Source organism: Micromonospora sp. NPDC048835 (genome assembly GCF_040649995.1).
Lineage (GTDB): Bacteria > Actinomycetota > Actinomycetes > Mycobacteriales > Micromonosporaceae > Micromonospora.
On the sequence record NZ_JBEZGM010000001.1, the window covers coordinates 81,660 to 94,793 of the forward strand.

Consider the following 13,134-nt stretch of genomic DNA (forward strand, 5'->3'; position numbering starts at 1 on the left):
TGCTGCCGGTCAGCCCTGCACCGGAGCGGGTTGCCCCGACGGCAGCGGCACCGGCACCGAGGCGACGGCCTGGCGGAGCACCTCCGCGGGGGTCAGCCCCCGCACCTGCGCGTCCGGGGTGAGCAGCAGCCGGTGCGCGAACACCGCCTCGGCGAGCGCCTTCAGGTCCTCCGGCATGATCCAGCCCCGCCCGTCGATGAGCGCGTACGCGCACGCCGCGCGGGTCAACGCGATCACGCCCCGGGGGCTGACCCCGACGCGTACCTGCGGGTGGGTGCGGGTGGCCGCGGCCAGCCGGACCGCGTACGCGTAGAGCGGCTCGGCGATGTGCACCCGGCGGGCCATCCGGACCATCTCTCCGACGGTGGCGGTGTCGGTGATCGGGGCGAGCGCCTCGGGGGAGCGCACCGTCGCGCCGCGCAGCACCTCCACCTCGACGGCCTCGTCCGGGTAGCCGACGGAGAGCTTCACCAGGAACCGGTCCAGTTGCGCCTCGGGCAGTCGGTAGGTGCCGTCCATCTCGACCGGGTTCTGGGTGGCGACCACCAGGAACGGCGACGGCACCGGGTGCCGGACCCCGTCCACGGTGACCGTCCGTTCCTCCATCACCTCCAGCAGCGCCGACTGGGTCTTCGGCGACGCCCGGTTGATCTCGTCGGCGATGACGATGTTGGCGAAGACCGGCCCCGGGTGGAACTCGAAGTCCCGGGTCGCCTGGTTGAAGATGGTCACGCCGGACACGTCCGACGGGAGCAGGTCGGGGGTGAACTGGATGCGCCGCCACTCACCCTTCACGGTGGCGGCGATGGCCCGCGCCAGGGTGGTCTTGCCGACCCCGGGCACGTCCTCCAACAGCACGTGCCCCTGGGCGAAGAGCGCGGTCAGCGCCAGCCGCACCACCTGCGGCTTGCCGAGCACCACCGCGTTGACGTTCTCGGCCAGCCGGGCGGCGAGGGCGGCGAAACCCTGCACCTCCGGCTGGGTGAGCGGCTCGTGGGTGTTCACGGTCGGTGGTGCTCCTCGCCTGGTGGTTCAGCAGGTGGGCAGGACCTTGATGTCATCGCCGCCCTCCAGGTTGAGCCAGGCCCAGGGAATGTAGTTCTTCCCACCCTTGTAGCTGACCTGCACCCACCAGGTGCTGCGCTTCTCGTTGTTGTAGATGTAGGCGTAGACCTCTTCGCCCGACTTCTTGCAGTACGCCTGGAGCCGGGTGCCCGGCTTGGCCCACCCCACCTGCTTGTCGTTGTCCTGCCGGGTGACCGAGAAGATCTCGTTGCCGTTGCGGCCTTCCCGGTCCCGGTCGCAGTAGGTCGACTCGGGCCCGGACGCACCGTTGCGGCAGGTCGCGACCCCGAACAGCGGCTGGGTGGCCTGCGCCTTCGTGGCGGTGCCCTTGCCGGCGGCGTTGCTCGCCGTCACCGTGAACGTGTAGGTGGTGCCCGGGGTCAGGCCGGTCATCGTGATGCTGGAGCACGCCCCGGCCTTCGCCGGCTTGCCGGTGGTGCTCAGCGTGCAGGTGGCCTGGCCGCCGCCGGCGTCCACGGTGAACGTCACGGTCGCCCCGGTGGCCGTCGACGACGAGCCGGTCACGGTGATCCGTGGCTCGGCGACCGTGCGGGCGGTGGCGGTGGCCTCCGGACCCGGCCCGGCCTCGTTGACCGCCTTCACCTTCACCGTGACGTTCTGGCCGTTGCCGAGCCCGGTGACTGTCGTGCGGGTGTCGGTCACCTCGCTGACCTTCCCACCGACGTCCACCAGGTACTTCGTCACCGGCCGGCCGTTGGCCTCGGCCGGCGCCCACTGCACCGTCACCGCACCCGGCTGGTTGGCGACCGTGCCGGCGCGCAGTTGCAGCGGCTGACCGGGCGCCGCGAACGGGACCACCGTGTTGCTGACCGGCGACGCCGCCGACCCGGCGCCCTTGCTGTTGACCGCCACCACGGTGAACGCGTACTGGGTGCCGTACTCCAGCTCACCGGCGGGCACCACCAGCTCCGTCTTGGTCGACTCGCCGGCCGGCGCGTTCGTCCCCGCCGAACTGGCCGTCACCGCGTACCTCGCGATGGTGTTGCCCTGCCCGTTCGCCGCCGGCCACTTCACCAGGACCGTGCCGTCCGGGCGTTCCTGCGCGGTGACGCTCGCCGGCGGGTCGGGCACCGCCGCCGTCGGCGTCACCGGGTTGCTGGTGCGCGGCGGCCCGTCGCCCTTGGCGTTGACGGCGTGCACCGCGAACCGGTACGTCTCACCGTTGGTCAGACCCTTGACCTCCACCGCACGCTGGTTCGCGCCCACCTGCAGGCGTTGGCCGGCGCCCTCCACCACGTACTTGATGATCTCGGCGCCGTTCGCGGCGGCCGGGCGCCAACTCACCCGCGCCTGGGCGTTGCCGGCGGCGGCGGTGACGCTTCGCGGCGCGCTCGGCTTGCCCACCCGCGGCTTCTTCGGCGGGGGCGGCGGCGGGGGAGCCGGCGGCGGGTCGCCACCGAGCACATCGTTGGCGTACTTGTTGACCTCGCGCACCTGGTGCTTGTCGTCCACCACCCGGGCGGTCGACGCGTCGGGGGAGTTGATGAACAGGTGGTTCTCCCGAACCTCCAGCTCCAGCGGCCCGTTGGCGCGCCCCCGGATCGTCTCGACGAGCTGGCCAGCCGCGTCGAAGGAGTAGATCGCCCCGGTCGCCTCGTCGGCGCAGTAGAACCGGTTCGCCCAGGCCACCGCCGGGCTGAGCCGATCCCCCTCACCCGGCACCGTGAACGTGCTCTCCTGCCCACCGTCACCGACGAGCACCACCCGCCGCTCCGCGGTCACCGTGACCGGAACCCGGGCGCCGCTGGTACGCGCGGGCAGCGCCGCCGGGCCGGACAGCGTCAGCGAAGTCGGGTGCACCTCACCGCCCTGCACCCGCACCAGCTTCCCGGCCGTGCGGTCGAGCACCGCCACCCCGTCGTCCAGGGCGGAGACCACCAGCTCGTGGCTGGCGTCGGCGACGTCGTACGACTCGACCTGCTTCGGGCTGAGCCCGGCACTCGCCGTGGCCGGCGCGGACGGCAGCTTGGCCGCGGTGATCGCCGAGACCGTGCCCTGGCTGGGCACCGCGATCCAGAGTCGACCCTTACCGTCGAAGGTGCCGCCGGTGATGCCCGGCGGATAGCGCACCGGCTCACCGACCGGGGTCAACGACCGCGGGTCGAGCTGCCGGACGATGCCCTGCACGGCGTCGACGACGAACGCCGCGTCCTCGTGCAGGGCCACACTCACACCCAGGCCGGGGGTGGTCCGGGTGGTCGCGCTGAGTTGCAGGGTCGCCAGGTCCAGGGAGCTGACCTGCCCCGTCTGCAAATCGCGCAGGACCAGCAGCCGGTCGGTCTGGGTGATCTGCATCGGGTGCTGCCGGGCATTGGGGATCTCGGTGCGGGTGTCGACCCGGGCGGTGACCCCGTTGACCCGGGCCAGCTCGCTGCGCGCCGCGCTCCACAGCCAGGAACTCGCGTCGTAGTTGGCCACCGCGTTGTCCGCCGCGCCCAACCCGAGCACGGTCAGCCCCATGGCGGCCAGCAGCGCGGCCACCGTGCCGACGGTCACCAGCCCGCCGCGCAGCCGGGACCGGGAGCGAAGAGCCTCGGTCGGTACGGCGTCGTCGATGCTGGCCACAGCCGGCTGCCTCCCCTGAGTCGTGGCAGGTGGCGCGCGCCTCGCGGCGACCCCTCCCCTGAGCCGGGTGCCATCATATGGCGCTGGTGGTGGCGGGGGAACCCGCACCGTCACCCCTGTGGATACCGAGCGTGTGCGCTGTGGACGTCCAGCTCAGCGCGGTGCCCGCTCGTTCTGGCCCGGCTCGCGCTCGCCTCAGCGCGGTGACGGCCGGTCGGACGGCTCCCCACTGGACGGGGCGGTGCGCTCCCGCCTCGTGCAGACCTGCCCCGAAGTCGCAAAGCTGTCAGTCGAGTAGACCGCCAACACGGTGAAACAGTGATCCACCCGGGAGTTCAGCCCGTTCACCGTGTAGCTGGTCCGCCCCGGGTCCACCGTGGCCATCACCCCCAGCGCCTGCCCGGCCCGCCCGGCGGCGACCATGAACGGCACCGCCCCGCCGGTCGGGTCCGTCCAGGTCAACGTGATCGTGGTCGAGTCGTCGCGAAGCTTCAGATCACCCGGCGGGAGCCCGGCCGCCGTCGATGCCGCCGCCGTCGGCGCGGTCCCGGTCGGCGGCGGGTCGTCCCGGGTCACCATCACCACACCCAGGCCGGCCACCGCCACGACGGCCACCCCGGCCGCCACGACCGCGCCGACAAGCGCCGCCCGGTTACGGCCCGCCGATCCAGCACGATCGGTGTACGCCGGCCGGTACGCCTCCGGCGCCGGGTGGTACTGCTGACCCGGGTACGGGGCGTGGTGCTGGTCCTGTGCTGGGTAGGGCGTCTGGGCCGGTTGCTGGTCCTGGCCTGGGTAGGGCGTCTGGGCCGGTTGCTGACCGTGTGCCGGGTAGGGCGCCTGGACCGGGTGCTGGGCCTGCGCCGAGAAGGGCGGCTGGACCGCGTGCTGGTCGTATGCCGGGTACGGGATCTGCTGCGGCTGGTCCTGATACTGGTCAGCCTGCGGCGGCGCGGCTGGTGGCGTCAGCGCCGAACTGACGCCCGGTGACCAGGCCGGTTGGGCAACGGGACTCGATCGAACGGCACCGGGGCCGGCCTGAGCGATGGTCGGGTTCGCCCGAGCGGCGGCGACGGTCGCGGGGTCCGCATTGGCGGCCATCGGGGCGGGCTGAGTGGCGGGCCAGCCCAGGCTGGCCTCGACCCCGACCGGCTCGCTCTGCGACGGAACGGCAGGCAACACCACGGTCTGGTCGGACAGTGCGCTACCGGCCTGCCCGGTCGGTGCCACCGGGGCGTCGAGGATGCCCAGCCCGGAGTCACCGTCCACGCCGATGCCGACCGGGTCCACTGTGATCTGCTTTGCGGTCGCGGGCTGCTTTGCGGTCGTGGTCTGCTTTGCGGTCGTGGTCTGCGCAGGGGTCGTGGCCTCTGCGGTCGTGGCCTGCTCTGCGATCGTGGTTTGCGTAGGCGTCGTGGTCTGGTCGGTGGGGTCGGCACCTGAAATGGGCAGGGGCTGCGGTGGTGCGGTGCTGCTCCAGGGCGGTGCGGTAATCCCCCAGGGCGGCACGGGCGGAGCGCTCACCGGAGGAGCGGAGACGGGGTGACCGTAGGGCGGCCCCGAGACAGGCGGCCCGAACCCGGGCGGTGCGGACACCGGGTAGCTGTGCCCGGGTGGTGCGGACACGGGCTGCCCGTAGCCGGCCGCTGCGAAGGTGGGCTGGCTGTAGCCGGGTGGCGCGGAGACCGGGTACGTGTGCCCGGGGGGCGCGGAAACCGGTGGGCCGTAGCCCGGCAGTCCGGAGGTGGGCTGGCCGTGGCCGGGTGGTGCGGAGATGGGCTGGCTGTAGCCCGGCGGTGCGGAGACCGGGTACGCGTGTCCGGGCGGAGCGGAGACTGGTTGGCCGTGGCTGGGGGGTGCGGAGACGGGTTGGCCGTAGCCGGGTGGTGCGGAGACCGGGTAGGGCGGGGCTGGTGGGCCCGACACCGGATACGGCGGGCTGGGCGGCGCGGAGATCGGATGCGGAGTGACGATCGGCGTGCTGATGGGCTGCGCCGGTGGCCCACCCGTCGGGTACATCGGCGCTGGGCGGTCAACGGTCCGGGAGGGGCCGGCCGTTGATGTCACCTCGGTGCCGGACACCGTGTGCGACTCGCTCAGCCCGCTTGGTGCGTGCGGTGCGCTCGGCGCGCTTGGCTGGGCGGCTGCGCGGGCGGCCTCCTCGGCGAGCAGCGGCTCGATCTGCCGTACCTGGACGGTGGGGTCGTCCCAGCGCGGTGCCGGCACGGCCGGTGTTGCCGGCGGGGCGCTCGACGCCGGCGCGGTTGGGGTCGACGGGCGAGGTGGCGCGGCGACCGCCGGCGGGGCCACCTGGTCACCCACTCGCTGACGTGGTGCCACGGCCGGCCCGGACGATGCCCGCTGCCCGGCCGGCGTGGTCGGCGGTATCTCCGTCATCCGCCGGGCCATCGGGTCGACCGTGGGTCGGCCCGGTCCGGGCGGTTGCTCGTCGGCGCGCGGCCGGGCCGGCGTCACCGCACTGGATGCGGCCGTCGGCGGGCCAGGCTGCGCCGATGCGGTAGAGGAGGCTGCCGGACGGACGGGCGCGATCCGAGGAGCCGGGATCGGTGCCGTTGGGGCGTTGACGGGTGGTGCGGGTGCGCGTACCGCTGGATTGGTTGATGGCGGCGTGGTCGGCGGTTGCGGCGGCGCCCACGGTGAGAGGGTGGGCGGCGGGCCACCGGCGGCGGGCCGCATCGCGGCGAGGGTCGCCAGCGACAGGGTCGGGCCGGAGAGCGCCGACCGGGCACCCGCCTCGGTCACCGGGGTGGCCACGGTTGGGTCGGGCGTCGGCGCGGGGTGCTGCTCGCCCGCCGTCGACGCGGGTGGGCTGAGGTAGGCGCGGGCTGCGCGTACCGCCGGATGGTCCTCGCCGAGCGCGGCGGGCCCGGCGGTGGCGACGCGGGTGTAGTTGCGGCGGGCCTCGTGGCGGTTGCCGAGTTCCTCGGCCACCTCGGCGAGTTCGAAGGCGAGTGCGAGCATCAACGGGTCAGAGTGCTCCCAGCGGCGCTCGCCCGCCGCGAACGCCTCCTCCAACACCCGGCGGGCGGCGAGCGGGTCGTCCTCCTCCCGGTGCAGCCGTGCCAGCACGTGCGCGGTGTGCAGCACCTCGGGATGATCGTCACCGTAGGGCGGGGGAGCGGACTCGACGGCCTCCGCGAGCAGGTGCCGGGCGGCGCTGAGGTCGCCCGCGGCGCGCAGGGCGAAGGCTCGGTGCTGGGCGGCTGCAAAGGGGGAGGGATGGGACACGGGGCAATGCTGCCGTCAGAGGGCCGCCGGACGCTACCCGTACACGGTTGGATGGTGGGTCGGTCAGGCTATTTGGGGCGGCTTGAGCAGCGGTGGAAGCACTCGGGGAGAGCTGCCGGAAGGCGATGTGCATGATCCACGGGCGGCGTGTACAGTAACTCCCCGTGCGGCCCGCCGCGCCGAACAGCAGGTGGAAAGATCATCTGGTCGGCAAGGTAGGCTGAACGTGTAGGTCCGGGTGGCGGAATGGCAGACGCGCTAGCTTGAGGTGCTAGTGCCCGTATAGGGCGTGGGGGTTCAAGTCCCCCCTCGGACACGAACCATAACCCCACGGTGCGCGCTGAGATCCACTGCAGCGCGCACCGTTTGCGTTTCGGTTTGGTAGGTGAGTCGCAATCCGAGTTGCCGGTAGACCTCGGCTTTGTCGTCCGGGTCGGCGTCGCGCAACACGGCGACGATGTCGCCGAGCGCTCGGACTAGGTCGGCGATCTGGGAGTGGCTCATTCGGCGTGGCTCTGTCTGCTGGGTCGTTTGAAGATCAGTTTCGGCTCGTGTCCGTTCGGCTTGGGTTTGGGTTATCCAGCCGGTGACTAGTGCGGGGTCTGCGCCGGCGTCGAGGGCGGCCCGGTATTGGGCGAGCTTTGCGTCACAGGCTGCGATCGTGGCCTGTGTTGCGGCCGTCTGTGGCGTTGTGTCCGTTGGTTGGGCGTCGCACATGGCGGTGATCGTTTGGTCGAGGTGGTCAGGGGTGAACGCGGATGCCAGCCACTCGTCGAGCGGGTCGGTGAGGGCGTCCTCGCGCAGGTAGACGTTGCGGGGGTGTTCGACCTCGTTGGCCAGGGCGTATTCCTGGGGGAAGCGGCAGCGGTAGTAGGCGGCGCCGTGGTTGTACTGACCTTGCATGCGTCGCTGACAGACGGCGCAGTAGATCATCCCCCGGAAGACGTAGGGGTTGCGGGCGCGGCGTTGGCGCTCCTGACGGTCGACGGCTCGCGCGCGACGGGTGAGTAGGGCTTGCGCTTGCTCGAAGGTCTCGTCGTCGATCAGGGGTGGGTGGGTGATCTCCTTCGAGACCACCCATTTGTCACGGGCGTTCCAGCGCATGACGCCGGTGTGGCCCAGTGCGACGTCGTCGACGTCGAGGAGGACTTCGTCGGTGCGTTGTTTGTTCCACACCTGCCGGCCGGTGTAGCGGGGGTTGGTGAGGATGACGCGGATGGCGCTTTTGGACCAGGCGATGCCGCTGCGGTGTCTGTTGCGGGCCCGGTCGTGTGCCGAGGGGCAGGGCACGTGGTTGGCGGTGAGTCCTTCCGCGATGGCGAATAGTCCGTAGCCGGCGAGGAACTCGTCGAAGATCCGGCGGACGATGGGGGAGGTCTGGGCATCCGGGGTGAGCCCGCGGAGGTGTTTGCCGTCGGCGGCCTTCGCGGGGTTGGGGTGAGGGCCGAGATCACGCAGGGTGTAGCCGTATGGCGGGCGTCCGCCGAGGTATCGGCCTTCCAGGAGTGTCTGGGCGGCCATGGCGGTGCGGACGCGCAACTTGATGCGGTTGCGTTCGCCTTTGCTCATGCCGCCGAAGACGGACATGACAAGTTCGTGTGCCTCGTTGTCGGGGTCGATGGGGCCGCCGATCTCGGGTACCCAGAGTTCGACGCCGTAGTGCGCGAAGAGTGGCACCGTGAGACCGAACTGGTTGCCGTAGAAGGCCCGGTGGGGCTCCCCCACAACGACGGCGGAGAAGCCCCGCCGGGGGTTACGTAGCGCAGAGAGAAGAGTGTTGGCCTGGGTTCGGCGTTGCCAGGGCAGCGAGCGGCTCTGGCCCACGTCGAAGTACTCAGTGACGATGCGGCCGCCGTGAGGCTGGATCAGCGCTGTCGCCCGGGTGAGTTGCCACCCTCGCGACGATTCCGGATCTTGGTTGTCCTCGGTGGAGACACGGCCATAAAAGGCGAAGGGCTTTGGTTGGGGGGAGGTCATCCGTTCTCCTGCTTTGAGTGCTCGGTGTGGCGGTCGTTCAGGTGTGTGAGCAGCTTTAGTAAGGCGGCAGCCGCCTGAGGGTTTAGCTCGGGTGGTTGGTCTGGAGCCACCACACTGCTAACCCCGGTAGATGTGCCACCGTCGACGTTGCCGACCGTCCATGAACGGCTGTTTGCGTTAGGTCGGTCAAGTTGCCTGCCTGGCGCTGATGGTGGCGTCGGGAGTGATGGCCGCTCGTGTGGGTCGCTGGATGGCTGCGTCATGCGCCTCCGTCCGGTGGTCGACCTGCAAGCCAGCCTTCTTGCGTTGCCCGCGTCTCGACTTTGGCTACTCGCATCCGAGGCTCGGCCGTTGGGTGGGCGTTGGCAGCGCCGGTGCGGTTGTGAGGCGATTCCGAGGCGTGGTGCCTTGATGCGTGGCTGGTTGGCGCCGTAGCGGTTGGGTGGGTTGTCATGGGTGAGTTCCTCCGGGAGCTGGATGGCTTGCTGGTTGGCGTCAGGACATAGGGAAGCGGCCGATGCCTGAGGCATCGGCCGCTGGTCACGTGGAGCGGGCGCTAGGAGTGCATGGCAATCGAGTAGGTGAACTTGCGGGATGTGGCGAGCCGCGCTGCCGGAGTGCGTTGCTGCGCTTCAGCACGGATCAGCAGTGCTCCGAGAGCGCTTCGTTCACACCGAAGAGGTCGCTGGTTCGATACCAGCATCGCCCACTCTCAGTTTTTGCAGGTCAGAAGCCCGTTACCGGAGTCATCGGTAACGGGCTTTGCGGTATGTGCGGCTTACATTGGGAGCAGATTGGGAGCAGCGCGGCTGGCTCTGGGTTCGGACCGGCATGGACCCGCCCGGCTGCGTGACCTGATTTGCAGCCCCGAGTGGGGACTGCTGGCTAGTTGAGACGCTGGTCCTACCGCTACCGGCGCCCACATCACGGGAGGGTGCCCCCGCGCTGTGGCTCACGGGCTGACTGGTGGCCGTCGGTCCGGTGGTCCGCCCACTCGCCGGTCCACATTGCGAGGTCGTGTACCCAGGTCTCCGTGCTTCGCCGAGACTTGGCGGCCCACTTCGTTGCGTTTTTTGAAGCGAAGTCGTCCAGGACCAGACGGTCAGTCGCGGTCCATGCGGGGAACTGGGTGAGCCACTGTTCTGCCTGTTCGGCGCTGTGGCCGCTACCGATCAGCCAAGGGATGAGCATCGCGAGTTCGACCCATGCGGCGGCCTTGGTTGCCCACGCCCAGTCGACGATGCGTAGGCCGAGTGGTGTCACGATCAGGTTCGCCGGATTGAGGTCCGAATGGATGAGTGTCTCGCCGTCCATCGCTGGGTGCGCGAATCCGAGCCGGGTTGCCGGGGTGAACCACGTCTCGTCGGGCGCCGGCGTCTCCTGAAGTGCTTTCAGTGCGGCTAGGAGCAGATTGAGATCCCTGCTGCCGGGAGACAGGTCGGGGTGGCGACCGGCAAGATGCTCGGTCCCCACCACCAGCCAGCCATCGGATTCGAACTGCCACAGGACTGCGGGCGGGTGCCGGTCGATGGCCCGGGTTACCGCCAGTTCGTAACGCAGAGACCGGACGCTCAACTCACCGGAGGCCGCCTTGACGAAGACCTGTCCGGCTGGTCCGGTCACTGTCGAGGCGATCTCAGCGTGGTCGCCGCTGGAAGCCTGGGCGACGTCAAAGGTTCCGCCGACCCGTTCGGCGATCCCTGCCGTGACACTCTCCGGCAGAGCGGTCCAATCCCTAGGCATTAATTCTCTTCTCTGCTACATGCCCGGCTGAGGCGGGATTGGCGGACAGCAGGGCGCAGCCCCGCCACCCCAAAGTTTGAGGTCGGCCCGATAGCCGGTCTCATGTCTCGTCCTCGCGAGTGGCGGATGGGTCATGGTCGCAGACTTGGATGACCGCTTTGGCCCTCGGTCGCGGTCGTCCTGGTTGGCTGGACGTCGCCGTGGAGAGGGCTGCGACGCATCGAACAGATGACCGGGCCTTCGGGCAATTGAATCGCCGATCCTGGGATGTAGCCATGCCGGACATGCAGGCTCTGCGCGTCGGGGGTGGTGCTCGTCCAGGACAGCAGGTTCACATGGTCGAGTCGGCTGCGATGGTGGCCGAGCAGGGCCGTGCCGTGTCCTGACCGCCTCGCGCTGGGCGACACGGCGAGGAACGCGAGGTGGTAGTGGGGCTCACTGGGTCGGTCTTCGGCGAGTAGCCGATCGAGTAGGTCGAAGCGATCGCTGTGGGCGCCTGCGGCATCCCCTAGGCGGGTGGGGTAGTTCGCTGGCGGCGGGATGGGTCGGTATCGGTGGAAGCCGACGGTGGCGGCGGTGGCGTCGTCGGTGAGGTGGACGTCGCCGTAGAACAGGGCGTGCTCGACCCAGATGGCGAGGACGTCGGTGAGGATGCGATGTCGTGGGCCCGGGTCGGGGATCAGCCATGTTGCGAGAGGGCTGGGATGGAGGGCGTCGGCGATGAGTGCGGCGACGTGGTCTTTGTCCGCCCAGCGGGCGGCGCGGATACGCGGGACAGTGTCCATGGCTGGGGTTCCTTAGAAGGCTCTTGGTTGCGGGGTCAGGAGTTGCTGCTGCTGGTTGCACGGGTGTGGACGAGGAACAGTTGGTAGTCGTCGACCAGGGGGCCGGTGCGGTCGCTGCCGGTTGGCGGTGTGAGTGCTGCTCTTTCGTAGGCGAGTAGTTCGCCGGTGGTGGGGTTGAGGATCAGCAGGAAGCGGATGGCGTCGGAGGTGGCGCTGACGCCGATGCCGGTTCGGCCTGCCCGGTCGGTCACCGGGCCGTGGTAGGTAATTCCGGGGGTGTCGCACCGGACGGTGAGGACCGCGGTGCGGGCGGCTTGGTTGGGAGTACGCCAGCCGAGCAGGTTGACGAGGCCGCGAATGACGGCGGTGGGCCCGAGGAATCGGGGCTGGGTGGCGTCGATGTTCGCATTGAGCGCTGTCGGGTCGGCAGCGATCGGGCCGATGGGTCCGTCCAGCTCGCCGGGGTAGTAGGTGCTGTCGTCGGTCGGCTGGTTGCTGTCGGGGTAGCGGCTGCGAACGACGCGTCCGGAGGCGTCATCGGCACGCCAGCGTTGCTCTTCGAACAGCACGATCCGCGTGGTGGTGCTGTTGCCCGCGATGGTGGTGTCCGTGGCCCACTGGAGTAAGTGGACGTAGGCGAACCGGCCCGGGATGGCATCGCAGCCGGACGGCCCCGCCGTGACCGCTGTGAGAGCCTGCCCCGCCGGGGACGACGCCGGCAGACGCGTCGGCGACGGGTCAAGTTTCTGCTGTGCGCGTGCCTTGAGCTGGGCTGCGGTCAGGGCGGCGGGCGACAGACACGGCGCCACGGCGGGGAGAGGCGCGGTGGCGTTGGAAGTCGAGGGTGCGGATTGGGTCGGCCCAGCGGTGCCCGTCCAGATCGGGATGGCCGTGGCGGTGGCGAGGAGGCCGAGCGCGCAGGCGGCGGCAGTGACCTTCACGGCTCGCCGGCCTACAGGGTGGGGCTTGTCGGTCGGGGGTCGCAGGTGGGGCAGGTTGTTCACGGTCAGCTTTCTTGAGGTGAGGTGAGGTGACTTGGGGCTAGCGGTAGGCGGCCGTGGCGAGGTCACCCACGGTGGCGTCTACGGCGGCGGTGATGTCCTGTACCGGCTGGTAGTGCTGCCCGGCGATGGCCTTCAAGCGGCTGGTCAGAGTGGTGATGTTGTTGTCGAGGTAAAGGTGGTGGGTGAGGCCGAGGTCGGCGACGAGGCCGGCAAGGGCTGCGGTGTGGTTGTCGGGTTGTTCGCGGCCGGAGGCGAGGTAGCGCAGGCGGGAGCGGGCGATGACGGCCCATTTGCTGTCGGTGGGCAGGTAGGTGTCGGCGCGCATGAGGCCGCCGAGGCGCCGGCGGGTGTGCTGGCGCAGGATCCCGCCGGCGACGAGGCCGGCGCGGGTGCGGTCGTAGAGGTCGTCGGAGAACCCGCGCAGCCACCCGCGCAGGGGTGGGTGGGTGTGGCGGATGGTGGCGGTCGCGGCGTCGGCGATCAGGTCCCCGACTGGCCGGTCGATGTGCGGGTGTATCCGTTGGTGGCTGGCCGGGCGGGTGTCGTCCTTCGGGTCGAGGGTCACCCGCCCGGCCAGGTACAGGTCGATCAGGACCGCGCCCGCGAGCCCGAGGGCGAGGGTCTGCTGGTGCACGTGGGGGTGTCCGGTGTCGTCGTCGTGGCCGAGGAGGAACAGGTCATCGCGCAGGGGCAGGCGCGGGATCGACGCGGTCATCGCCGGGTTC

General features: G+C 70.5%; 8 protein-coding genes and 1 tRNA gene. 1 reads left to right on the top strand and 8 read right to left on the bottom strand.

Annotated features, from left to right (window positions below):
- Positions 1–9: 9 nt before the first annotated feature.
- From AB0C15_RS00345 to AB0C15_RS00355, 3 genes are all read right to left on the bottom strand, one after another.
- Positions 10–1,005: a MoxR family ATPase gene (locus AB0C15_RS00345; protein WP_357347090.1), complete on the bottom strand. Its 996-nt coding sequence runs from the start codon at positions 1,003–1,005 to the stop codon at positions 10–12.
- A gap of 27 nt (positions 1,006–1,032) precedes the next feature.
- Positions 1,033–3,651 (bottom strand): fibronectin type III domain-containing protein, encoded by a 2,619-nt coding sequence (locus tag AB0C15_RS00350; RefSeq protein ID WP_357347092.1) that lies wholly within the window; start codon positions 3,649–3,651, stop codon positions 1,033–1,035.
- A 195-nt stretch (positions 3,652–3,846) separates the two neighbouring features.
- Entirely contained in the window at positions 3,847–6,900 is a 3,054-nt protein-coding gene (locus tag AB0C15_RS00355) for a tetratricopeptide repeat protein (protein WP_357347094.1), read from the bottom strand.
- Positions 6,901–7,132: 232 nt separating this feature from the next.
- Here AB0C15_RS00355 and AB0C15_RS00360 point away from each other — a divergent pair.
- Positions 7,133–7,216 (top strand) — tRNA-Leu (locus AB0C15_RS00360).
- Here the strand turns inward: AB0C15_RS00360 and AB0C15_RS00365 are convergent.
- From AB0C15_RS00365 to AB0C15_RS00385, 5 genes are all read right to left on the bottom strand, one after another.
- The gene (locus tag AB0C15_RS00365; protein WP_357347096.1) at positions 7,198–8,877 is read right to left on the bottom strand and encodes a recombinase family protein; all 1,680 of its coding nucleotides are present in this window, start codon (positions 8,875–8,877) and stop codon (positions 7,198–7,200) included. The genes AB0C15_RS00360 and AB0C15_RS00365 overlap by 19 nt on opposite strands.
- A gap of 924 nt (positions 8,878–9,801) precedes the next feature.
- Positions 9,802–10,620, bottom strand: coding sequence for a phosphotransferase (locus tag AB0C15_RS00370; RefSeq protein ID WP_357347098.1), 819 nt, complete (start codon positions 10,618–10,620; stop codon positions 9,802–9,804).
- A 131-nt stretch (positions 10,621–10,751) separates the two neighbouring features.
- On the bottom strand, positions 10,752–11,405 hold the full coding sequence (locus AB0C15_RS00375; RefSeq protein WP_357347099.1) for a GNAT family N-acetyltransferase: 654 nt from the start codon (positions 11,403–11,405) through the stop codon (positions 10,752–10,754).
- 35 nt (positions 11,406–11,440) lie between these two features.
- Complete coding sequence (locus tag AB0C15_RS00380; RefSeq protein ID WP_357347101.1) at positions 11,441–12,346, bottom strand: hypothetical protein; 906 nt, start codon at positions 12,344–12,346, stop codon at positions 11,441–11,443.
- 100 nt (positions 12,347–12,446) lie between these two features.
- Complete coding sequence (locus tag AB0C15_RS00385) at positions 12,447–13,124, bottom strand: GPP34 family phosphoprotein (protein WP_357347103.1); 678 nt, start codon at positions 13,122–13,124, stop codon at positions 12,447–12,449.
- Between the last annotated feature and the right edge of the window lie 10 nt (positions 13,125–13,134).

Bases quoted from the DNA above. Each gene is read 5' to 3' on its own strand.
- AB0C15_RS00370 (WP_357347098.1), bottom strand. From the start codon at position 10,620: ATGCCTAGGGATTGGACCGCTCTGCCGGAGAGTGTCACGGCAGGGATC.
- AB0C15_RS00365 (WP_357347096.1), bottom strand. From the start codon at position 8,877: ATGACCTCCCCCCAACCAAAGCCCTTCGCCTTTTATGGCCGTGTCTCC.
- AB0C15_RS00385 (WP_357347103.1), bottom strand. From the start codon at position 13,124: ATGACCGCGTCGATCCCGCGCCTGCCCCTGCGCGATGACCTGTTCCTC.
- AB0C15_RS00375 (WP_357347099.1), bottom strand. From the start codon at position 11,405: ATGGACACTGTCCCGCGTATCCGCGCCGCCCGCTGGGCGGACAAAGAC.